The organism is Methylobacterium marchantiae, assembly GCF_042679825.1.
Classification (GTDB): domain Bacteria; phylum Pseudomonadota; class Alphaproteobacteria; order Rhizobiales; family Beijerinckiaceae; genus Methylobacterium; species Methylobacterium marchantiae.
The window spans coordinates 17,638-39,553 of the sequence record NZ_JBHTND010000024.1; the positions used below are offsets into that span (position 1 = coordinate 17,638).

At 69.1% G+C, this 21,916-nt stretch carries 25 protein-coding genes; 17 read left to right on the forward strand and 8 right to left on the reverse strand.

Annotated elements, in window-relative coordinates; translation table 11 throughout:
- Positions 1-34: 34 nt before the first annotated feature.
- Positions 35-1,657 carry an ABC-F family ATP-binding cassette domain-containing protein gene (locus tag ACFQ4G_RS16330; RefSeq protein ID WP_238208678.1) on the reverse strand — a complete coding sequence of 541 codons (1,623 nt, stop codon included), beginning with the start codon at positions 1,655-1,657 and terminating at the stop codon, positions 35-37.
- Between the two features lie 191 nt (positions 1,658-1,848).
- Here ACFQ4G_RS16330 and ACFQ4G_RS16335 point away from each other — a divergent pair, with 191 nt between their 5' ends.
- The 4 genes from ACFQ4G_RS16335 (at position 1,849) to ACFQ4G_RS16350 (ending at position 3,608) form a co-directional block, all read left to right on the forward strand.
- A complete protein-coding gene (locus ACFQ4G_RS16335) occupies positions 1,849-2,349 on the forward strand; it encodes a peptide deformylase (protein ID WP_238208677.1) in 501 nt (166 codons plus the stop codon).
- Positions 2,346-2,825 (forward strand): hypothetical protein, encoded by a 480-nt coding sequence (locus ACFQ4G_RS16340; protein WP_238208676.1) that lies wholly within the window; start codon positions 2,346-2,348, stop codon positions 2,823-2,825. Before ACFQ4G_RS16335 ends, ACFQ4G_RS16340 begins: the two co-directional genes overlap by 4 nt.
- A 94-nt stretch (positions 2,826-2,919) precedes the next feature.
- A complete protein-coding gene (locus ACFQ4G_RS16345) occupies positions 2,920-3,222 on the forward strand; it encodes a hypothetical protein (RefSeq protein ID WP_238208675.1) in 303 nt (100 codons plus the stop codon).
- Between the two features lie 107 nt (positions 3,223-3,329).
- A complete protein-coding gene (locus tag ACFQ4G_RS16350) occupies positions 3,330-3,608 on the forward strand; it encodes a hypothetical protein (RefSeq protein ID WP_238208674.1) in 279 nt (92 codons plus the stop codon).
- A 19-nt stretch (positions 3,609-3,627) separates the two neighbouring features.
- On the opposite strand, the gene ACFQ4G_RS16355 is transcribed toward ACFQ4G_RS16350, so the two are convergent.
- From ACFQ4G_RS16355 to ACFQ4G_RS16385, 7 genes are all read right to left on the reverse strand, one after another.
- Complete coding sequence (locus tag ACFQ4G_RS16355) at positions 3,628-3,837, reverse strand: hypothetical protein (RefSeq protein ID WP_238208673.1); 210 nt, start codon at positions 3,835-3,837, stop codon at positions 3,628-3,630.
- Between the two features lie 158 nt (positions 3,838-3,995).
- Positions 3,996-4,289 carry a hypothetical protein gene (locus ACFQ4G_RS16360; protein WP_238208672.1) on the reverse strand — a complete coding sequence of 98 codons (294 nt, stop codon included), beginning with the start codon at positions 4,287-4,289 and terminating at the stop codon, positions 3,996-3,998.
- 283 nt (positions 4,290-4,572) lie between these two features.
- A complete protein-coding gene (locus ACFQ4G_RS16365; protein ID WP_238208671.1) occupies positions 4,573-5,040 on the reverse strand; it encodes a DUF2934 domain-containing protein in 468 nt (155 codons plus the stop codon).
- 84 nt (positions 5,041-5,124) lie between these two features.
- Positions 5,125-5,385: a hypothetical protein gene (locus ACFQ4G_RS16370; RefSeq protein WP_238208670.1), complete on the reverse strand. Its 261-nt coding sequence runs from the start codon at positions 5,383-5,385 to the stop codon at positions 5,125-5,127.
- Between the two features lie 125 nt (positions 5,386-5,510).
- Positions 5,511-5,915 (reverse strand): hypothetical protein, encoded by a 405-nt coding sequence (locus ACFQ4G_RS16375; RefSeq protein ID WP_238208669.1) that lies wholly within the window; start codon positions 5,913-5,915, stop codon positions 5,511-5,513.
- Positions 5,912-6,352, reverse strand: coding sequence for a hypothetical protein (locus ACFQ4G_RS16380; RefSeq protein WP_238208668.1), 441 nt, complete (start codon positions 6,350-6,352; stop codon positions 5,912-5,914). Before ACFQ4G_RS16380 ends, ACFQ4G_RS16375 begins: the two co-directional genes overlap by 4 nt.
- 80 nt (positions 6,353-6,432) lie before the next feature.
- Positions 6,433-6,897 (reverse strand): hypothetical protein, encoded by a 465-nt coding sequence (locus ACFQ4G_RS16385; RefSeq protein WP_379040617.1) that lies wholly within the window; start codon positions 6,895-6,897, stop codon positions 6,433-6,435.
- Positions 6,898-7,016: 119 nt separating this feature from the next.
- Here ACFQ4G_RS16385 and ACFQ4G_RS16390 point away from each other — a divergent pair, with 119 nt between their 5' ends.
- From ACFQ4G_RS16390 to ACFQ4G_RS16450, 13 genes are all read left to right on the forward strand, one after another.
- On the forward strand, positions 7,017-7,307 hold the full coding sequence (locus ACFQ4G_RS16390) for a hypothetical protein (protein ID WP_238208666.1): 291 nt from the start codon (positions 7,017-7,019) through the stop codon (positions 7,305-7,307).
- A complete protein-coding gene (locus ACFQ4G_RS16395; RefSeq protein WP_238208665.1) occupies positions 7,304-7,936 on the forward strand; it encodes a TetR/AcrR family transcriptional regulator in 633 nt (210 codons plus the stop codon). Before ACFQ4G_RS16390 ends, ACFQ4G_RS16395 begins: the two co-directional genes overlap by 4 nt.
- Positions 7,933-9,174 carry an efflux RND transporter periplasmic adaptor subunit gene (locus ACFQ4G_RS16400; protein ID WP_379040619.1) on the forward strand — a complete coding sequence of 414 codons (1,242 nt, stop codon included), beginning with the start codon at positions 7,933-7,935 and terminating at the stop codon, positions 9,172-9,174. The genes ACFQ4G_RS16395 and ACFQ4G_RS16400 overlap by 4 nt, the downstream gene beginning before the upstream one ends.
- Positions 9,175-9,331: 157 nt before the next feature.
- Entirely contained in the window at positions 9,332-12,436 is a 3,105-nt protein-coding gene (locus ACFQ4G_RS16405; RefSeq protein ID WP_379040621.1) for an efflux RND transporter permease subunit, read from the forward strand.
- Positions 12,437-12,712: 276 nt separating this feature from the next.
- Complete coding sequence (locus ACFQ4G_RS16410) at positions 12,713-12,982, forward strand: hypothetical protein (RefSeq protein WP_238208663.1); 270 nt, start codon at positions 12,713-12,715, stop codon at positions 12,980-12,982.
- Between the two features lie 82 nt (positions 12,983-13,064).
- On the forward strand, positions 13,065-14,042 hold the full coding sequence (locus ACFQ4G_RS16415) for an aliphatic sulfonate ABC transporter substrate-binding protein (RefSeq protein ID WP_238208662.1): 978 nt from the start codon (positions 13,065-13,067) through the stop codon (positions 14,040-14,042).
- Positions 14,043-14,044: 2 nt separating this feature from the next.
- Positions 14,045-15,088, forward strand: a complete 1,044-nt coding sequence (locus ACFQ4G_RS16420; protein WP_238208661.1) for an LLM class flavin-dependent oxidoreductase — start codon at positions 14,045-14,047, stop codon at positions 15,086-15,088.
- A gap of 233 nt (positions 15,089-15,321) precedes the next feature.
- A complete protein-coding gene (locus ACFQ4G_RS16425; RefSeq protein WP_238208660.1) occupies positions 15,322-17,475 on the forward strand; it encodes a tetratricopeptide repeat protein in 2,154 nt (717 codons plus the stop codon).
- Positions 17,456-18,757, forward strand: a complete 1,302-nt coding sequence (locus ACFQ4G_RS16430; protein ID WP_238208659.1) for a DegT/DnrJ/EryC1/StrS family aminotransferase — start codon at positions 17,456-17,458, stop codon at positions 18,755-18,757. The genes ACFQ4G_RS16425 and ACFQ4G_RS16430 overlap by 20 nt, the downstream gene beginning before the upstream one ends.
- A complete protein-coding gene (locus ACFQ4G_RS16435) occupies positions 18,754-19,581 on the forward strand; it encodes a WbqC family protein (protein WP_238208658.1) in 828 nt (275 codons plus the stop codon). Before ACFQ4G_RS16430 ends, ACFQ4G_RS16435 begins: the two co-directional genes overlap by 4 nt.
- Positions 19,515-20,477, forward strand: coding sequence for a glycosylase (locus ACFQ4G_RS16440; RefSeq protein ID WP_238208657.1), 963 nt, complete (start codon positions 19,515-19,517; stop codon positions 20,475-20,477). The genes ACFQ4G_RS16435 and ACFQ4G_RS16440 overlap by 67 nt, the downstream gene beginning before the upstream one ends.
- 6 nt (positions 20,478-20,483) lie before the next feature.
- Positions 20,484-21,440 carry a hypothetical protein gene (locus tag ACFQ4G_RS16445; RefSeq protein ID WP_238208656.1) on the forward strand — a complete coding sequence of 319 codons (957 nt, stop codon included), beginning with the start codon at positions 20,484-20,486 and terminating at the stop codon, positions 21,438-21,440.
- Positions 21,437-21,901 (forward strand): GNAT family N-acetyltransferase, encoded by a 465-nt coding sequence (locus tag ACFQ4G_RS16450; RefSeq protein WP_238208655.1) that lies wholly within the window; start codon positions 21,437-21,439, stop codon positions 21,899-21,901. The genes ACFQ4G_RS16445 and ACFQ4G_RS16450 overlap by 4 nt, the downstream gene beginning before the upstream one ends.
- Positions 21,902-21,916: the final 15 nt, after the last annotated feature.

Below are 21,916 nucleotides of genomic sequence, written 5' to 3' on the forward strand. Positions count from 1 at the left end.
AAAGACGGGGCACCAGCTGAGCGCCCGTCCCCGCTCAGCTCCTCAGGCCCGGCGCCTCCTGGCCGGTGCGAGCCACGTATTCGGTGTAGCCGCCGCCATATTGGTGGATGCCGTCGGCGGTGAGTTCGAGGACGCGGTTCGACAGGGCGGCGAGGAAGTGGCGGTCGTGGCTCACGAACAGCATCGTGCCCTCGTAATTCGCCAGGGCCGTGATGAGCATCTCCTTCGTGCCCATGTCGAGGTGGTTGGTGGGCTCGTCGAGGACGAGGAAGTTCGGCGGGTCGAACAGCATCTTGGCCATGACGAGGCGGGCCTTCTCGCCGCCCGAGAGCACGCGGCAGCGCTTCTCCACATCGTCGCCGGAGAAGCCGAAACAGCCGGCGAGCGCGCGCAGGCTCCCCTGCCCCGCCTGCGGGAAGCTGGCCTCCAGGTCCTGGAACACGGTGAGGTCGCCGTCGAGCAGGTCCATGGCGTGCTGGGCGAAATAGCCGAGCTTGACGCTGCCGCCCACCGCGATGCTGCCGTCGTCGGGCTGGGTCGAGCCGGTCACGAGCTTCAGCAGCGTGGATTTGCCGGCGCCGTTGATGCCCATCACGCACCAGCGCTCGCGGCGGCGGATGGAGAAATCGAGCCCCTCGTAGATGCTGCGGCTGCCGTAGCGCTTGTGCACGTTCTTGATGATGACGACGTCGTCGCCCGAGCGCGGCGCCGGCAGGAAGTCGAAGGCCACCGACTGGCGGCGCTTGGGCGGCTCCACCCGCTCGATCTTGTCGAGCTTCTTGACCCGGCTCTGCACCTGGGCGGCGTGGCTGGCGCGGGCCTTGAACCGCTCGATGAACTTGATCTCCTTGGCGAGCATCGCCTGCTGGCGCTCGAACTGCGCCTGCTGGTGCGTCTCGTTGAGGGCCCGCTGCTGCTCGTAGAAGACGTAATCGCCCGAATAGGTGGTGAGCGTGCCGCCGTCGATCTCGATGACCTTGGAGACGATGCGGTTCATGAACTCGCGGTCGTGCGAGGTCATCAGCAGGGCGCCCTCGTAGTTCTTGAGGAAGGCCTCGAGCCAGATCAGGCTCTCGATGTCGAGGTGGTTGGAGGGCTCGTCGAGGAGCATCACGTCGGGGTTCATCAGGAGGATGCGGGCGAGCGCCACGCGCATCTTCCAGCCGCCGGAGAGCTTGCCGACATCGCCGTCCATCATCTCCTGGCTGAAGCTCAGCCCCGCCAGCACCTCGTAGGCGCGGCCCTCCAGGGCGTAGCCGTCGAGCTCCTCGAACCGGGCCTGGACCTCGCCGTAGCGCTCGACGAGGGCGTCCATCTCGTCCATCCGGTCGGGATCGGCGAGGCCGGCCTCGATCTGCTTCAGCTCGGTGGCGACGACGCTCACCGGGCCGGCCCCGTCCATCACGGCGGAGACCACGGAACAGCCGGCCATCTCGCCGACATCCTGACTGAAATAGCCGATGGTGATGCCCCGGTCGGTGGCGACCTGGCCCTCGTCGGGCTCCTCCTCGCCGGTGATCATCCGGAACAGGGTGGTCTTGCCGGCGCCGTTCGGCCCGACGAGCCCGACCTTCTCGCCCTTCTGGAGCGCGGCCGACGCCTCGATGAAGACGATCTGCCGGCCGTTCTGCTTGCCGATTTTTTCGAGGCGGATCATGGGTGCGCGGATACCTTGGAGACGATCCCGCGCGTTTACGGCATGGCGTGCGGAAGCGGAAGGTGGGGTGGTGCGGGGCGACACCGTCCACCGTGCCAGACCCATCGGCACGTGCGGCTGATGCCTCCCTTGAACACCGCCCGATCGATCGCGTATCCACGGCCCGGCTCCCTCGGAAGGTCCCTTGCCCCGTGCCGGTCCAGTCGCTGATCCTCTATCCCGATCCCCGGCTGCGTTTGCGGGCCGAGCCGGTCACGGTGTTCGACGACGCCCTGCGGCGGGAGGCGGATGCCCTCGTGGCGGCGTTGATCCGCGTCTCCGCCATCGGCCTCGCCGGGCCGCATGTGGGCTGGCTCGCCCGGGTGGTGGCCCTGCGGCTCGAACCCGGCATGCCGGCCACGCTCTACGTCAACCCGGAGATCGTCTTCGCCTCGCCCGAGACGGCCCCCCAGACCGAGGGCAGCGTCTCGATGCCGGGCGTGTCCGATACCGTGGAGCGGGCGGTGACGGTACGGCTGCGCTACGACGACCTCGACGGGACCGGGCACGAGATCGAGTCGGAAGGGTTCGAGGCGGCCTGCCTCCAGCACGAGATCGACCAGCTCGACGGCATCTTCTGGATCGAGCGCCTGTCACGGCTCCGGCGCGAGCGGGCGGTGAAGCGCTATGCCAAGGCGAGGCGGGCGGCATGAGCGACGCGGCATCGAGGATCGGCTTCCGCCTGCGCCATCCGGCGGTCCTGCCCGTCCTCGCCGGGATGGCCTGTTCGCTCGTCCAGGGTCAAACACTCGCCCAGGCGCAGACGGCGAAGACTCCCGCCCCGCTGCCCCCCGCTACCGCCATGGCCTCGGCGCCCGCCATCGGCTGCCCGTCGCTGGCCAATCTCCGTCTTCTGCTGCGCCAGTCAGAGGGCGATGCGAAGAAGGCGGCCGCGACGCTCGCCGATCCCAAGGCCGACCATCTCGGCTGCAGCCTGCTCGGCCGGGACACGGTCAACGCCATCACCGACCACGCCGCGCTCAACGGCAACGATTACGATTGCGTCGGCGTCACCGGGACCAGCATCTGCTCCTGGACCATCGCGGGAACGGTCGTCCCCGCCGATCCCGCACGCGCGCCCAAGAAAACGCCTCCCGCGAAGACGCCGCCCGGCAAGTCCAGACCGTGATGCGTCCAAGTCGTGATGCGACGTCGCCGAGGCTCCCGGCGCGTCGCGAGCGCCCTACATGCCCGTGTCACGACCTGGCTTGGGGGACGCCGCCATGATGCGATCGACGAGATGGGGAGCCGCATGTCTCCTCGCGCTGGCGGCGGGTGCGGCGAGGGCCGACGATGCCCGGCGTGAGGTCGTGGCCTGCGAGACCCTGGTGAGCCTGCGCGTGCTGATGGGGCAGACTCAGTCCGACCATGACCAGGCCTTGGCCGCGCTGCCCGGCCATCCCGGTTGCCGAACCGTCGCCCGCGACCGCGTCGGCGCGGCCGAGCACCGCGCCATGATCGGCGGGGCGCCGTTCGAATGCCTCGCGGTGAAGGACGAGCCGTCCTGCCTCTGGATCATGCCGTGAGCGGACCGTCCGGCGATGCGATCATGAGCCCGGGATAAGTGCACAATACGTATGAGATTTCCCGTCGATCCGCCCTACCTTCACCGTAACGAGGGGGAGCGAGAATCATGGGCGGAACGGCCGGAACAGGCGCGAAGAGCGAGGCGCGCCGCCGAGGAAGCTGGATCGCCGGTATGGTCGCTGTGGGATTGTTGGGAGCCGCGTCCCAGGCGCGCGCCGAGGCGCCGATCAAGAGCCCGCAGGATGCGGCCTGCCGCAACGAGGCGCGGGCCAAGGTCTTCGTGACACCCGATCCGAACGGGATCGGGCTCTACGCGCTCGGACGGCAGATCTACATGACCTGCATGGCACGCCCGCAACGCCAGGCTAAGCACAGGCGGCGATAGGGCGTCGGCCCGGAGGTGATCAGACGCTGCGCGGGGCGCCGATGCGCGCGCGCAGGCGCAGGCGCAGGTTCTCGTTGGCGGTGGCGTCCGCGTCGACGGCGAACATGAGCCGGAGCAGCCGGCTGATCGGGGTCGTGCCGTCCTGGACGGCGGCCTCGACCTGATCCTGGAGCGGCATGCGCTCGCAAGGACGCTGAGAATCGAAGCTCGACTGGGCCTGCTGGGGCATGGTCTGCGTTCCGTCACTCGGGGCCGTTTTCCCCGGGCGGTTGGCTACGCGAAGACGTTCGTCTCCGCCAGCCCCTTTCGCCGACTATCCATAGCCGGCGGTCGGTTTTGACGCATTTGTGTCATGTGTGGGATGCAGATCGGTTCCAGAATGCCGCTTCAGCGCGGGAAGATATGGAGCCCGTCATCGGGGAGCAGGTTGCGGGCCGGACCTCCGGTCTGCTGGCCGCGGCCCTGCTGATAATAGGGCAGTTCCGGCCGGCGATCGTTGTCGCTGCCCGAGTCGTACTCCCATGCCTGGTTCCAGGGGGCACGGCCGCCGACGGTGATGCCGCCGGTGGAGTCGATGTCGCGAACCATTGGACGCTCGCGATACGGGCCGGAGCCCGCCTGGGCCGTGAGCGGCGCGGCTGCCATCGTCAGGGCGAGGAGGGCGGGCAGGACGGTCTTCATGGCGGACCTCGAAAGCATCGGCCGGACTTCGGCCGGGACGTCGGCGCGAATCGGCCTCTCATGGTTACAACGGCAAAGGTTGGCGCCACGTTCCGTCCTGCGGGGGTCGAGGCTTCGCGCATGTGGCAGGGTTCAACGCCGTGCTCCTCGCCTTGGCGATGGTCGTGGCGCTCCGCCTGTGGCGGATCGAGGGGCGGTGCGGCGCCTGAACCTGACGGTGCCGCACAAGGAGAAGCCCGCCGCCCCGGATGGGGCGGCGGGCTCGAACCGGGACCGCTCGGCGTCAGTGGACGGTGGCGGCGGATTCCATCGCGGCGGCGCGCGGCTTGGACATGGCGCGGGGCTTGGTGGACGCGCCGTTGCTCGAAACCGTCTTGCTCGCTGCGGCCTTGGTCGCCTTCGGGGCGGCGGCCGCCTTGGCCGAAGCGGTCTTCGTTGCAGTGGATTTCGTTGCAGCGGCCTTGGCCTGGCGCGGGGCGGTCTCCGACTTCGCGGCGACGGACGTCTCCGAGACGGCCTTGGCGGCAGCGCCGGCGCTGCGCGAGGCGCGCGGCTTCAGGACCTTGGCCGGGCTCGGTGCAAGGCTGAGATCGGCGGCTGGATTCTGGACGTAGACGGGAGCCGAAACGGTCACCGGGCGCAGCTCGGCCTCGGCCATCAGCCAATGCTCGTCGGCGCGGCCGAACACTCGGCCCTCGCCTTCCCAGATGTAATAGGCGCGCTCGCGCACCTGCTGTTCGAAGGGGTTCATACGCGCTCTCCTCGTGGGTGGTGACCCCGATGGAAGCGGAGGTTGGTTAATGCTCGGTTAATGCTGCGCCGCAGCGAGGCCGGATCAGGCCTTCGACAGGCGCCGTGCGTTGGCGCGGACCTTCCGGCGATACCCGGCGACCACACGTTGGGTCGAGCCGCCGGTGGCCATCAGCATGGCCGCCTCGTTGGCGGCCATGATCTTCTCGCTCACCATGCGCTGGACCTCGACCTGCGCGGCCGGCCCGCCCAGGGAGAGTTTGGCGAGGCGGAGGCCGATCACCTGCTGCGATTCCATCGCCAGCAGGGTCGCGTCCATGCCGAGCTTCCACCACGCACCGAACATGTCATCCCTCTCTGTGCCCACGGGCACAATGGCCGCGCTTATGCCACGCGGCTTGGCCGGGCCGAAAGGGCGACCTCGGTCGAAAGCCCTTCGCCGCCTCGCGATCACGCGAACGTGCGCGCCGTTCAGTCGAAGGAGCGCGACTTTCCGGCCGACCCGCCGAGGCTGATCTTCTTCGGGGCCGACCCGCCGAGGCTGATCTTGCGCGGGGCCGGGGCCGCGGCGGGGCCCTGGGCCGCCGGGCGGGCGGATTTCATCTGCGCCTGGCCGTGGACGACCGAGCCGATCTCTCCGGCGACACGGACGAGGTCGTCGCGCTCGCAGGCGCGGGCCACCGACAGGCCGAGCTGGTGCATGTGGCTCTTGCCGTAGAGGTAGACGGCGAGCTTCGCGCGGGTGGTCGGAGGGATCTCCGCGAGGATTTCGGGCAGGTCCTCGGGCTCGGCGCGGTAGACCGCGCCGAGGAGGTCGAGGGAGACCGGGCAGGCCGGATCCGGCTCGGCGCCGCTGGTGGGATGCGACTGGGTCATGGACTACCTGTCTGGCTGGTTGGGTGCTGGGCGACGGTGCCGGTCGAGACCGGCACTTCGGCGTCAGGCGTTTCGGAGGGCGCGTTCTGCCCCCGGACGGCGATCTCGTCCGGGCGCGATCGAGGGGCGGCCCGCTCCGGCTGGAGGCAGCCGGTGCAGACGGAGGCGATGGCGATGCGGGCGCGGCGGTCGGCCCGCTCCCACACCGCTTCGCGGGCGGCACGGGCCCGTGCCACCTCTTCGGCCGAGGGCATCCCTCCGCCCGCGCCGATCTCGGCCGGGGCGGCATCGGAGGGCCTGATTCTCAGGAGGAGCGGTTCCTGGGCCAGAACCGGCGATCCCGCAAGGGCGCAGACGAGGCAGAAGGCGAAGATGCGGCTGGCGAGGATCGTGCGGCCCATCGGCTCCTCGGTCGGATCGGCAGACCGCTGGTCCATCGGATGAACGATCGTCGGCTCATGGTTAACATGGCCTTAACGATCCCGCACCGCCCGCCTTCACGGCGGTTCACGAGCCGTCAGCGCTGGCCCTTGTCGACCACGGCGCAGCCCGTCATCGGGCCGCGGCTTCCGTTCGTCACCGAGCAGGTGACGAGGGCCGTGGCCGCGTCGGCATGGCTGTGGCGGGTGGTCACCGCCTCCCCGCGGGCGCGCCGCGCCGCAGCCTCGATCAGGTCCGGGGCGATGCCGGTGGCGATCCGGCCGGCCCGGCCGAACAGGGCGTAGTAGGAATCGCCCGGTGTCTCGCCCCTGAACTGCACGCCCACCGCGGACGGGTCGCCGCAGGCCAGGGTCAGGGTCATCCCGTCGGCGGCCGACATCTCGGCGAAATCGACCGTGCGGTTGACGACGGTCGATTGCGTCTCGGCCACTACGCGGTCGATGAGATCCCCGCACGCATCGGCCTGGGCCGGCAGGGCGGAGAGGGCCGAGAAGGAAACCAGGGAAGCTGTCAGGATGAGGAGGCGCATCGACGGCAACATAGGGGCGGCCCGCCTCCTGTCGAGGCGGCGTGCGGGCGGGCCTGTCGAAAGCCATTGAATGAACGTTCATTGACACATGAATGAACGTTCAATAAATGTGATCGGGACAGGAGGCCGCGATGGGCGAGATGGGCTGGTATGACGATGTCGACGCGCCTCGCGGACGGGGCGTCATGCCTGTCCTGGCCTCGATCCGCTCGGCCTGCAGGCCCTCCAATCTTCTGCCGGGATTGCTGATCCTCGTCGGCTGGCTCGCCTTCGTCGGCTGGACCGGTTCGGGGTCGGACGGCTGGCAGGCGCGGGTCTGCGCCGATCTCGGCGCGCATGGCCAGTCCTTGCAGGCCCGGTCGTGCGGGATGGTCCCGGCGGACGGGGCCGCCCCCGTCGCCGGCGAGAGGTCGACCTCGTGAGCGCCGGCGCCCTCGCCGAGGCCCGGAGCAACCCGTCGACCCGGCGCCAGGACATCCTCGACGCCGCCGAGACCTGCTTCGTCCGCAACGGCTTCCACCGCACGACGATGCAGGACCTCGCCCGCCAGGCGGGCATGACGGCCGGCAACATCTACCATTACTTCAAGTCGAAGGAGGCGGTCGTCCTCGGGCTCGCCGAGCACGAACGCGCCCGCGGTGCCGCCCTCGTCGCGGACCTCGCCCGGGCCGGCGACCGGCGGATGATCCTCACCGGCATCATCGCCCAGCATTTCGCGGAAATCCCGCGCGAGGTGGCGATCCTTCGGCTCGACCTCTGGTCGGAAGCGACCCGCAACCCCGCCATCGCCGCCATGCACGAGCGGTTCGAGGAGGAGGGCCGCGCCTTCTTCATCGACCTGCTGGCGGGGCTCGCCACCTCGGGAGAGTGCGACCCCGCTTCGCTTTACGAGACGATGGACGCGCTGATGAAGGGCATCATCGTCAACCGGGCCCTGACGCCGGATTACGATCCAGCCCCCGCCGTGGCCCAGCTCCATGCCGTCATCGATGCCGGCCTCGCGGGCCGGTTGTCGAAATCCTCGAAACCCGACGGAGGGGCGAGCCGATGAAGACAGTCTCCAGAGCCGCCGGCTTCGCGATTCCCGGCCTGTATCTCGGTCTCTGCCTCGGGCTGCCGGCTCGAGCCGAGGTCGCGCCCATTCCCGTCGCGACCAAGCTGATGCCCGCCGTCAGCGTGGTCGCGGCCAAGCGCCGCGAGATCGTCGAGCAGGTCGTCGTCACCGGCACCCTCGTCCCCCGCGACGAGATCCTGGTGACCCCCGAGATCGAGGGCTACCGGGTCACCGAGGTCCTGGTCGAGGAAGGCATGCGGGTGGAGCGCGGCCAGGTCCTGGCGCGGCTCTCCCGCGACCTGATCGACCGGCAGATCGCCCAGCAGAACGCCCTCGTCGACAAGGCCACCGCCGCCGTGCCGCAGGCCCAGAGCAGCATCGAGCAGGCGGAGGCCGCCGAGACGGAGGCGCGCCTGTCCTTCGACCGCGCGAGGCAGCTCCTCACCAGCGGCAACGGCACGGCGGCGATCATGGAAGGGCGCACCGCCACCCTGCGCCAGGCGGAAGGCAAGCTCGCCTTCGCCCGCAACGGCCTCGTCATCGCGAGAGCCGAGCTCGCCCAGGCGAAGGCTCTGCGCGACGAGCTCGACCTGCGCCTCGCCCGCACCGAGATCCGCGCCCCAGAGGCCGGGATCGTCAACCGCCGCACCGCCCGCGTCGGCATGGCGGCCTCGTCCTCCGCCGAGCCCCTGTTCCGTCTGATCGCGCGCGGCGAGATCGAGCTCGAAGGCGAGGTCATCGAGACCAAGCTGCCGCTGCTCAAGGAGGGCACGCCCGCCACGATGGAGCTCCCCGACGGCGAGCGCGTGCGCGGCAGCGTGCGCGCCGTCTATCCGGAGGTCGACAAGGCGAGCCGCCTCGGCAAGGTCCGCGTCCGCCTCGATCCCGATCCGCGCCTGCGCATCGGCACCTTCGCCCGGGGCGCCATCGAGATCGCCCGCACCCGCGGCGTGACCGTGCCGCAGGCCTCCGTCCTCTATGGCGGCCCCAAGCGCAGCAGCGTCCTCGTCGTCTCGGACGGGATCGTGGAGGCGCGTGCCGTCCGCACCGGCCTCTCCGACGACGACGACATCGAGATCCGCGCCGGCCTCGACGACGGCGAGGCTGTGGTCGCGCGCGCCGGAAGCTTCCTGCGCGACGGCGACCGGGTTCGTGCGATCCCCGTCGCCGAACCGGTGCCGGCCGTCGCCACTGCCCCCTCCCCGCGGGCATCCGCCGAGGCGGGCACGCCCTGAACGGGCGCCGCGTGCATCCACCCTCTCCCGCAGAGGGGGAAGGGAGACGCGCCGGCGGGCTCCACGCTGCGTGAGCAGGCGAGCCTTCCATGAAGGGGCCGGTGCGATCGGCCGGACAGCCCATGAACCCTGAACGTAACCCCCACCGAGTCGCCCCATGCGCCTGAACGTCTCGGCCTACGCGATCCGCAAGCCGATCGGCCCTCTGGTCCTGTTCCTCGTGTTGATCGTGCTCGGCCTCGTGAGCTTCCGGGGGCTCGCCGTCACGCGCATGCCCAATGTCGACGTGCCCATCGTCTCGGTGGCGATCACCCAGTCCGGCGCGGCCCCGTCCGAACTCCAGACCCAGGTGACGAAATGGGTGGAGGATTCGATCGCCGGCGTGCGCGGGGTCAAGCACATCACCTCGGCGATCACCGAAGGCTCGTCCGTCACCACGGTGGAGTTCCGCCTCGAGGTGAACACCGACCGGGCCGTCAACGACGTGAAGGACGCGATCTCCAAGATCCGCATCAACCTGCCCCGCACCATCGACGAGCCGGTGATCAGCCGCGTCGAGATCGCCGGCCTGCCGATCCTGATCTACGGCGTGAAGGCGCCGGCCATGACCCCCGCCGACCTGTCCTGGCTGGTGGAGGACAAGATCGCCCGCTCCCTCCAGGGGGTGAAGGGCGTCGGCGGCGTCGAGCGCGTCGGCGGCGTGGCGCGTGAGATGCGGGTCGTGCTCCAGCCCGACCGCCTCCTGGCCCTCGGCATCACCGCGGCCGACGTGAACCGCCAGCTGCGCCTCACCTCTGCCGACATGGCGGGCGGGCGCGGCGAGGTCGGCGGCCGCGAGCAGTCGATCCGGACGCTCGCCGCCTCCCGCACCCTGCGCGACCTCAAGGCGACCTCCATCGTCCTGCCGGGCGGCCGCAAGGTCCGTCTCGACGACCTCGCCCTGGTGCAGGATTCCATCGAGGAGCCGCGTACCTTCGCCCGCTTCAACGGCGAGCCGGTGGTCGCCTTCGCGGTGTCGCGCGGCTCGGGCGCCAGCGACGCCGAGGTGGCGGCGGGCGTCGAGAAGCGCATCGCGGAATTCCGGCAGACCTATCCCGCCCTCGAGTTCGAGACGATCGATTCCTCGGTCTCGGCCACGATCGGAAGCTACGATTCGGCCATGCACACGCTGATCGAGGGCGCCGTGCTCGCGGTCATCGTGGTGTTCCTGTTCCTCCGCGACTGGCGCGCCACCCTCATCGCGGCGGTGGCCCTGCCGCTCTCGGTCTTCCCGACCTTCTGGGCGATGGACGCCCTCGGCTTCACCCTCAACGGCATCAGCCTGCTGGCCATCACCCTCGTCACCGGCATCCTGGTGGACGACGCCATCGTCGAGATCGAGAACATCGTCCGGCACATGCGGATGGGCAAATCCGCCTACCGCGCGGCACTCGAGGGCGCCGACGAGATCGGGCTCGCCGTCATCGCCATCACCGCGACGCTGATCGCGGTGTTCGCGCCGGTCTCGTTCATGGGCGGCATCGCCGGGCGCTACTTCATCCAGTTCGGGCTCACCATCGCCGTCTCGGTGTTCATGTCGCTGCTGGTGGCGCGGCTGATCACGCCGATGCTCGCCGCCTATTTTCTGCGGGACCATGCCCACACGGAAGAGCGCGAGGGCTGGGTGATGCGGACCTACGGCCGGCTGGTCGGCTGGTCGGTGCGCCACCGGGTGATCACGCTGATCGTCGGCCTCGCGCTGTTTGCCGGATCGCTCGCCTCCACCGGGCTGCTGCCCTCGGGCTTCGTGCCGAAGCAGGACAATGCCCGCACCCTGTTCATGGTGGAGCTCGCCCCCGGCGCGAAGCTCGCCGACACCGTCTCGGTCTCCGACCGCGTCGTCGAGCGCATCCGCTCCCTGCCGGAAGTCACCTCGGTCTTCGTCGATGGCGGTCGCCAGGTCGGCGGCAAGAAGGAGACCCGGCTCGCCACCCTCATCGTCAACCTCACCCCGAAGAACGCGCGCGCGAGGAAGCAGGCGGCGGTGGAGACCGAGATCGCCGCGTTGCTGGCCGAGGAGCCCGACATCCGCTCCTGGTCCCTGCGCGACAGCGGCCAGCGCGACCTCGCTTTGGTGGTCGGCGGCCCCGATGCCGAAGTGGTGGCGGAGGTGGCCGCCCGCCTCCAGCGCGACATGGCCGCGATCCCCCATCTGGTCTCGGTGATGTCGACGGCGCCGCTCAACCGCACGGAGGTGCGGATCCGCCCCAAGGAGGGCGCGGCGGCGGATCTCGGCGTCTCCACCGACACCATCGCGGAGACCGTCCGGGTCGGCACGATCGGCGATATCGGCCTGAACCTCGCCAAGTTCAACGCCGCCGACCGCCAGATCCCGATCCGTGTGCAGCTCCCCGAATCCTCCCGCGGCGCGGTCTCGCGGCTAGAGAACCTCAAGGTCCCGGCCAAGAACGGCACCGCCGTGCCGCTGGCGGCAGTGGCCGATATCGAGCTCGACCAGGGCCCCGGCGCCATCGAGCGCTACGACCGCGTGATCCGCGTGGCGGTGGAGGCCAATATGGAGGGCTCGGACGCCCTCGGCTCGCTCATCGCCCAGGCCCTCGAGACGCCGACCGCGAAGTCCCTGCCCCCGGGCGTCACCATCCGTCAGACCGGGGATGCCGAGATCATGGGCGAGGTCTTTTCCGGCTTCCTCCTGGCGATGGGGGCCGGGATCATGATGGTCTATGCCGTGCTGGTGCTGCTGTTCGGCTCGTTCCTGCAGCCACTCACCATCCTGTTCTCGCTGCCGCTCTCCATCGGCGGCGCGATCCTCGGCCTCCTCATCCTCAACATGCCGATCTCGATGCCCGTGGTCATCGGCATCCTCATGCTGATGGGGCTGGTGACGAAGAACGCGATCATGCTGGTGGATTTCGCCGTCGAGGAGATGGCGCGCGGCGTCGACCGGGTCACCGCCATCGTCGATGCCGGCCGCAAGCGGGCGCGCCCCATCGTCATGACCACCATCGCCATGGCGGCCGGCATGGTCCCTTCGGCCATGGCGCTCGGAATCGGCGGCGAGTTCCGCGCGCCGATGGCGGTGGCGGTGATCTCGGGCCTCATCGTCTCGACCCTGCTCTCGCTGGTCTTCGTGCCGGCGGTGTTCCTGCTGATGGACAGCCTCGGCAACCTCCTCGGGCGCCTGTTCGGCCGCTTCGTCGGCGCCCGCGACGAGGCCCCCGACGCACCGGTCCCCGGCGCCGCGGCGGGCGACGCCCACTGACGCCGCCGCGGCGGCGGCGAGCGCCGGGATCAGGAACTTTTCCGAACGGCGGCGTCGGCGAGAGGTCCCGCCTTCCGAAAGCATGACATTTGGAAGCACATTTCGTGCGTGTGCGCCTATAGTCTCGCTCGTCATCAAGTCTATCGGCCTGTCGCCGATGCGAGGGCGAAATGAAGATCCTCTATCCCGAACACATTCGCTGCTGCGACCCGACATGTCCCGCCGATCTCGGCGGTGCTCATCATGGGACGTTTCTGGCGAATGGGGTTCACGGTCATGGGTTATCACGACGCGAGATTTGAAACGGCTGGCTCCGGGGCCTTCGCGGGCGCCATCGCGCAGAGGCACTTCCGCCGCGCCTATGGCGGGGCGGCGGTGGCCGCGGCCATCGAGAACGGGCTGATGCCCGAGGAACTGTCCGAAGTGCTCGGCGGGCGCCGCGTCGTCGAGGCCTTCCCGGTGGATGGCGGCGAGAGCGTCTCCGACTACGCCCACCGGGCCGTGGCCGAGATGATGGTCGCCTATCTCAGCTACGCCGCCGCCTGACCCGCGGCCGAATTCCCGACGATCCCATCCTGCCCGACGATTTCATCCTGAAAGCGGGCCGCTCGCGGCTCGGGAGACGACCATGACCGACGACCTGCTGTCCCGACGCCGCCTGCTGAGAGCGGGCGCCGCCGTCGCGGCCGCCCTCCCCCTCGGCATGCCGGCGCTCCACGCCGCCGAGCGCGTCGTCCGCCTGAGCTATCAGCGGTCCTCGACCCTGCTCACCATCCTGAAGACGAAGGGGACGCTCGACGAGCGCCTGAAGCCGCTCGGATTCGCGCCGTCCTGGCACCTGTTCACCAGCGTGATCGAGCCGATGAATGCCGGTGCGGTCGATCTCCACGCGGATGTCGCCGATGCGGTGCCGATCTTCACCCAGGCCGCCGACGCGCCGCTCACCTTTTACGCCCGCGAGGTCGGCGCGCCTTCGGCCGAGGCGATCATCGTGCCGGCGGACTCGCCGATCCGCACCATCGCCGATCTGAAAGGGCGCACGGTCGGCGTGTCGCGCGGCTCCGGCTGCCATTTCATCCTGGCGGCGGCCCTGAAGAATGCGGGTCTCGGCTTCTCCGACATCAAGCCGGCCTATCTCCAGGCACCGGAAGGCCTCGCCGCCTTCGGCCAGGGCAGTCTCGATGCCTGGGTGATCTGGGACCCCTTCCTCGCCATCGCGCAGTCCAAGCGCCCGGTGCGGGTGCTGGCCGACGCCACCGGCCTGTCGAGCTACCATCGCTACTACCTCGCCAACGACAGTTTCGTTGCCGAGAACCCGAAGGTGGTCGCCACGGTCTACGACGCCCTGGTGGAGGCGGGCCGCTGGGTGAAGGCGGAGCCCGAGGCGGCGGCGGCCTTGCTGGCCCCGATCTGGGGCGACCTGTCGCCGGACGTCGTCGCCACGGTGAACCGGCGCCGGACCTACGCGGTCACGCCGGTCCTGCGCGCGGAACTCGGCGAGCAGCAGGACATCGCCGACACGTTCCTCGAGGCCAAGCTGATCCCGCGCAAGCTCGACGCGACCTCGGTGAGGATCTGGCAGCCTTCCGTGGAGCGGGCGGGCTGACCATGAGCCATGCACCCCGCTTCGGGATCTGGGCCGCCGTCCACGGCTCGCGCGCCTCCCATCACGATCCGGACGAGCCCGACGACGCCAGCTGGGCGCGCAACCGCGCCCTGGTCCTGGAGGCGGAGGCTTTGGGCTTCGATTCGGTCCTCGTCGCCCAGCATACCGCCAACCCCTATGACGACGCGCGCGACCAGCTGGAAGCCTGGACGGCCTCGGCGGCGCTGGCGGCCCTCACCCGGCGAATCGAGATCATCGCGGCGATCAAGCCGGGGCTCTACCACCCGGCCGTCCTCGCCAAGATGGCGCTGCAGATCGAGCACATTGCGCAGGGGCGGTTCGCCCTCAACCTCGTCAATGCCTGGAACCGGGCGGAGTTCGAGCGGGCCGGCCTGCCCTTCCCGGCCCATGACGACCGCTACGCCTACGGCGCCGAATGGATCGGCCTCGTCGACCGGCTGATGCGCGGCGAACGCGTCACCCATGCGGGCCGGCACTTCCGGATGGAGGATTACCGGTTGCGGCCGGCGGGGACCTTCCGGCCGCGTCCGACGATCTATCTCGGCGGCGAATCCGAGCCGGCCCGCGCCCTCGCGGCCGAGCGGGCCGATGTCTGGTTCATCAACGGTCAGCCCCTAGACGATGTCGCGGCGCTGATCGCCGACGTCGTGCGCCGTCCCGCCGCCAACGCGCCCCTGCGCTACGGCCTCTCGGCCTTCGTCGTCGCCCGCGAGACGGACGACGAGGCCGAGGCCGAGCATGCCCGTCTCCTCGGTCTCGCTCATCGCGACGAGGCCCTGCGGGCCGACACGCGATCGCGCACCGATGCGGCGAGCGTGATGTTCGCCAAGACCGACGCCGCCGCCTCGCGCCATGTGGGCACCAATGGCGGCACGGCGGCGGGGCTCGTCGGCAGCTACGAGACGGTCGCCGCGCGCATCCGCGCCTTCCACGCCGCCGGCATCGACCTGTTCATGCTGCAGTTCCAGCCCTTCGAGGCCGAGATGCGGCGCTTCGCCGAGCAGGTGTTTCCGCGCGTGCGCTGAGCGCCGCCGGCGCGGGAGCGGCCTGCCGCTCCGGCGCGATGGACCAGGCGGGCCGCGCCGCATCGGAGCCGGCGGCGTCTCGACCACGGCCAAGTTGCGTGCCGATCGTTCACGGCGTTACGAAGAATTGTTCGTGTCACGACGGTGGTTTGATCGGGTCTGCACTGATGGTCACGCATTAACGACCTCTTAACCGTGATGTTCGTAACCTTTCTCCATGTGAAGGGACGGATATGCTCGAACATCGCAGAATGCGCACGGTCGAGCGCCCTCGCGCCATGGAACCCGTGGGCCGCTATCTCGCCAAGGCGGCCACGCATCTCGCGGCCGGCCGCTTCGACAAGGCGAACCGCAACCTTCAGCTCGCCCTCGAACGGGTACCGGGCGATGCGGGTGCGCATTACCAGCTCGGCGTCCTGACCTGTAAGGTCGATGGTCCCGGGCCGGCGATCCCGCATTTCGTCGCCGCCCTCCGGGCCGCTCCCGAACGGCCCGCCCACTGGTTCGCCCTCGCCGGCGCGCTTCTGGAGGTCGGCCGTATCGGAGAAGCACGTTCCCTGATGGATAGCTTCCGCGACCGAGGCGTGTCCGACGACGAATCGCGAGCGACCCTCAAGGACGTCGTCGATCACGCCTTCTCCCTGGCGCAGGCCCGCCTCAAGGAAGGCGATTTCACCGCCTCGGAGGCCCTGTCGGATCTCGTCCTCTCCCTCGACGAGACGCATTCCGGCGCGATCTATCTCGCGGCCGCCGTCGCCGCGCAGACCGGCCGCCTGCAGCAATCGTTCGATCTCTTCAGCATCGTGATCGACCGGGAGCCGGACAACGCCGTCTATTTCGCCAGCCTCGGCGCACTCCTGATCACGATGGGCGACAACGGCGGTGCCGTCTGGGCGCTGGAGAAGTCGATCGGCCTCGCTCCGAATCTCGCCATCGCGCATTCGAACCTCTCCGGCGTGCTCCAGCGGGTCTCGCGACATGGCCTGGCGATGAGCCATGCGCAGCAGGCCATCGCGCTCGATCCCGGCTGCGTCGGCGCCCACATCAATCTCGGCTGCAGCCTGAAGAGCCTCGGCCACCTGGCCGAGGCGATCGGGAGCTTCGACCGCGCCCTCGCTCTCCAGCCCCTCAACGTCATCGCCTATTCCAACCGGCTGTTCGCGAAGCTCTATGCCGAGGCCGTTCCGGCCGCCGACTACGCCTCCGACGCCCGGATCTTCGGCACCCTCTTCGCCGACCCCCTCCTGCGGCGGCGCCCGTTCGCGCATGACCGGGACCCCGAGCGGCGGCTGCGGATCGGCTTCGTCTCCGGCGACTTCTGCACGCATGCCGTCGCCCGGTTCATCGAACCCTTCCTGGAACATCTGGACCGGTCATCGATGGATGTCCGCGCCTACATGACCCACTCTCACGAGGACGAGGTGTCGGCGCGCCTCGGCACGCTGTTCGATGGCTGGCACAACATCTCCGGCCTGGGCGACGACGCGGCCGCGGATCTCATCGAGGCGGACGCGATCGACATTCTCGTCGATCTGTCGGGCCACAGTTCCGGCCACAGGCTGCTGATCTTCGCACGCAAGCCGGCACCGGTTCAGGTCACCTGGATCGGTCATCCCGCATCGACGGGCCTGCGCGCCATCGACTACCGTCTCACCGACGGCGTGCACGACCTGCCCGGCCGGTCGGAGGCCCTGCACACAGAGAATGTGTGGCGGTTGCCGGGTGTGTCGGCGACCTACCAGATGCGGGGCGACGTTCCCGCGGTCCGTGACCGCCCGCCCTTCGAGGACAACGGCTACGTCACCTTCGGGGTCCTGAACCGCTTCGAGAAGATCAGCGACCGGGCCCTGGAGACATGGGCCGGCATGCTCCAGGCGCTTCCCGATGCGCGCCTCTTCATGGTCGTCGCCGATGTCGGCGAGCCGGACATTCTGGCGCAGGTCGAGGAGCGCCTCGCGAGGGCCGGATTGCCGCTCGATCGGGTGCGCCTGCATCCGCGTGTCTCGAAGGGCTATTTCGAGCTCTATCACCAGATCGACATCGCCCTCGATTCCTTCCCCTACAATGGCGGAACCACGAGCTGCGACACGCTCTACATGGGCGTCCCCTTCATCGCCCTGCAGGGCGAGAGCGCGGTCGCGCGCACGGGGGTGGCCGTCCTGACGGCCGTCGGGCTCGCGGAATTGGCCGCCGAGACCCCGGAGGCCTATGCCGCCTGCGCGCTGGCCCTCGCACGGGATCCCGATAGATTGCGGGATATCCGGTCGGGACTGCGCGAGCGCATGCTCGCCAGCCCTCTCATGAATCACGCGCGCCTGGCCGCCGATGTCGGCGAGGCCTTCCGCGCCATGTGGAGGCGTTGGGTCGATGCAAGCCGCGCCGCATAATTCCGCCCCCGATCCCGACGGCACCTCCGAGCCGGCTTCGCAGGGCGCGCCGATCGACCCGGCCCTGGCGACCCTCCGGCGGCTCGAGCAGGAATTCGCACGCATCCTCGACACGTCCGCGGAATCTTCCGCCGCGGCGGACAATCCGGTGAGCGACGGCGCCAGCGAGACGACGGCGGGCGAACCGATCTTCGTGACGCGCCCCTTCCTGCCACCGTTCGACGAGGTCGAACCGCTTCTGCGACGCATTTGGCAGACGCGGGTGCTGACCAATGGCGGCCCCTATCACCGAGAGCTCGAAGGGCGCCTCAGGGACCATCTCGGCGTCCCCCAGGTCGCCCTGTGCAACAACGCGACCACTGCGCTGATCGTGGGTTTGCGGTCGCTGGGATTGTCCGGCGAGGTGATCACGACCCCGTATTCCTTCGTCGCGACCTCCCACGCCCTGCTCTGGAGCGGCCTAACCCCCGTCTTCGTCGACGTGGACCCACGGACACTGAACCTCGATCCGGCCCGGATCGAAGACGCCATCACGCCGCGCACGAGCGCGATCCTGCCCGTCCATTGCTACGGGCATCCCTGCGACGTCGAGGCGATCGACGCGATCGCCCGCCGGCACCGGCTCAAGGTGATCTACGACGCGGCCCATGCCTTCGGCGTGCGCCGCAAGGGCCGCAGCGTCCTGAATTACGGCGATCTGTCGGTCCTGAGTTTCCACGCCACCAAGGTGTTCAACACCTTCGAGGGGGGCGCCATCATCTGTGCCGATCCGGCCCGGAAAGATCAGATCGACAAGCTGAAGAACTTCGGTCACGATGGCGAGACATCGGTGGTGGATGTCGGCCTCAACGGCAAGATGAGCGAGATGAACGCGGCGCTGGGCCTCGTGCAGCTCAACTATGTCGATGCGGCACATGCGCGGCGGCAGGCCATCGACGCGGCCTATCGGGAGGGGCTGCGCCAGGTTCGCGGCGTGCGCTGCCTGGAGGATAGCGGGGAGGATACCGCCAACTACGCGTATTTCCCGATCCTTCTCGGCCCCGATTACCCGATCAGCCGCGACGCGCTGAACGAGGCGCTGAAGCGCGACGGCATCCATCCGCGGCGCTATTTCTATCCCCTCATCTCGGAATATCCGATGTATCGGACCCTCCCCTCGGCCCGGCGGGAGCACCTTCCCGTGGCGGCCGCGGCGGCCGAGTCCGTGCTGTGCCTCCCGATCTATCCGGATCTCGACGAGGCGATCGTCGCGCGCATCATCCGGCGGATCGCGAATCCATGACGTCCGCCACGGGTTGCGCCAAGGGTTGCGCCACCGGTGGCTCGCCCGCCGTGGCGATCATGCAGCCCTACCTGCTTCCCTATATCGGCTACTTCCAGCTGATCGCGGCCGTCGATGTCTTCGTGATCTACGATACGGTGAAATACACCAAGAAGGGCTGGATCAACCGCAACCGCTTCCTGCGCGACGGCGAGCCCATCGTCTTCACCCTGCCCCTGGAGAAGGATCGCGACGAACTCGACATCCGCGAGCGGCGGGTCGCGGCGAGCTACGCTCCCGACAGGCTCTGCGCCCAGATCGCGCAGGCCTACCGACGCGCGCCGTCCTTCGACGAGACGATGCCCCTGGTCGAGGCGGTCCTGCGCTTCGAGGGCGACAATCTCTTCGATCACCTGAGATATGCCCTCGTCCGGACCTGCGCGCATCTGGCGATCGACACGCCGATCCGCATCGCATCGGAGATCGAAGGCGGCACGGAGCTGCGCCGGCAGGATCGCGTGCTCGACATCTGCGAGCGGCTGGGGGCTTCCACCTACATCAACCCGATCGGCGGCACGACGCTCTACGATCCCGCCGCCTTCGCCCAACGCGGGATCTCCCTGCGCTTCCTGCGCAGCCGGCCCTTCGCCTATGGTCAGGCCGGGCATCCCTTCGTCCCGTGGCTGTCGATCCTCGACGTCCTGATGTTCAACCCGCGCGCGTCGCTCCGGACCATGCTGACGGACGGCTACGACCTCATCGAGAAGGAGGACAGCCTTTGCCCCGCTGGCGCAAACTCGGACGCGTCTTCGATCCCGCGGCCGTCGGCGGCAGGCCCTGGCTGAGATCCTTCGCACAGGCGCCCTGCGCCCTCGTCTGCGACGACGTCGTGAGGATGTACTTCTCCTGCCGGCCGGATCCCGATGCCGACGGCCGGTACGTGAGCTACAGCGCCTATGTCGATCTCGACCGGAGCGACCTGTTCAAGATCCGCGGCGTAGCGGACGAACCGATCCTGCCGCTCGGCGGCACCGGCACGTTCGACGAGTTCGGGACCTATCCCGTCTCGGTCATCCGGACGGGATCGGAGGTCCGCGCCTATTACGCGGGATGGACGCGCTGCGTCTCGGTTCCCTTCAACACGGCGATCGGCTGCGCCGTGAGCCGCGATGGCGGCCGCCGCTTCGAACGCCTGGGACCCGGCCCGATCCTGCCCTACTCGCCGGACGAGCCTTTCGTCATGAGCGGACCGAAGGTGCGGCGCTTCGGCGATGCCTGGTACCTGTTCTACATTGCAGGCCGCTCGTGGAAGATGGTCGACGGCCGTCCGGAGCCGGTCTACCGGATACGGATGGCGACCTCGCCCGACGGCCTGTCCTGGACGAAGGCGAACCGCGACCTGATCCCGCCGCGGATCGAGGCGGACGAAGCCCAGGCGAGCCCCGACGTCTTCGAGGCGGGCGGGCGCTACCACATGCATTTCTGCTACCGCTACAGCGCCGGCTTTCGCAGCCATGAGCGCGGCTACCGGATCGGCTACGCCTGGAGCACGGATCTCCTCCACTGGACCCGCGACGACGCCCGCTGCGGCATCGACGTATCGGACGAGGGCTGGGATGCGCAGATGATCAGCTACCCCCACGTCTTCGCCGTCGATGGCCAGGTCTACCTCGCCTATCTCGGCAACGAGGTCGGCCGCGGCGGCTTCGGCCTCGCCGCGCTCGACGGCCCCTTCGATTGAACCGCCATGCATTGGAAGAAGCTCGGCCAGATTTTCGATCCGCGGAAGCATCCGATTCCGTTCGGATGCGGTGCCTTCGCCCAATCTCCGCAGGCCCTCGTCCTCGACGATCGTGTGCGGATCTTCTTCTCGACCCGCAGCCGGGAGCCGGATGGCCAGTATCTCAGCCATGTCGCCTTCGTCGACATGCGGAAGGACCTGAGCACGGTCCTGCAGGTCTCGCCGCGACCGGTCCTGCCCCCCGGCGGTCTGGGGACGTTCGACGAGCACGGGATTTTCCCGCTGAACGTGCTGCGCCACGGCGACCTCGTCTACGGCTACACGACCGGCTGGAGCCGGCGCGTCTCGGTCCCCGTGGAGACCGGGATCGGCTTGGCGGTGAGTTCCGACGACGGCCTGACCTTCGAGCGGCGGGGAGCGGGGCCCGTCCTCTCCGCCTCGCTCGGCGAGCCGTTCCTGGTGGGTGACGGCTTCGTCCGTGTGATCGATGGCCTGTTCCACATGTGGTACATCTTCGGCACTGCCTGGAGCCTCCCGGAACCGGGCGCGGCGCCGGAACGCGTCTACAAGATCGGACATGCCACCTCGACCGACGGTGTCGCCTGGACGAAGGAGGAAGGGCGCCGGATCATCCCGGATCGGCTCGGTCCGGACGAGTGCCAGGCACTCCCCAGCGTGTTCGACCTCGGCACCCGCCGGCACATGGTGTTCTGCTACCGGGAGCAGCTCGATTTCAGGACGAATCCCGAGCGCGGCTACCGGATCGGGCATGCATGGTCCGACGATGTCGTCCATTGGACCCGCGACGATGCGATGTTGCCCCTGGGCGGGACCTCGGGTGCCTGGGACGCGGAGATGCAATGCTATCCGCACGTCTTCACCTGCGAGGGCGCGACATACTTGCTCTACAACGGCAATGCCTTCGGCCGGTTCGGGTTCGGCGCCGCGCGGCTCGAGCCGTGACGGGCCTGCGGGTCGAGCGGAACCGCTCCCGGCTCGACGATGTCCTGGCGCATCTCACCCTTTGCGACCGAACCTTCACGCCGCCGCTCAGTCTGCGCGTGTCGGTTCCCGATTACGCCGCCAAGCTCGTGGCGCGGGCGGAACGGTTCGAGCTCTGGAAGGACTCGGCCGTCGTCGGACTGGTCGCGGTCTATTGCGACGATCCCGAGCGGAACTGCGCCTTCGTGACCAGTGTCAGCGTATTGCCGGACCTGACCCGGGCCGGTCTCGGGCGCCGTCTCATCGAGGAGGCGATCGGCCATGTCCGCGGCCTCGGCTTCCCTCGGCTGGCTCTCAGCGTCGATCGCAAGGCCAGCGCGCTCAGCCTTTACGGCAGGCTCGGTTTCACCACGGATGAAGAGGCGGGAGAGACCTTGCACCTGTCGCTCGATCTCCTGCATCCGCATGGACAGCAGGTCTGAATGGTCAGGACATCG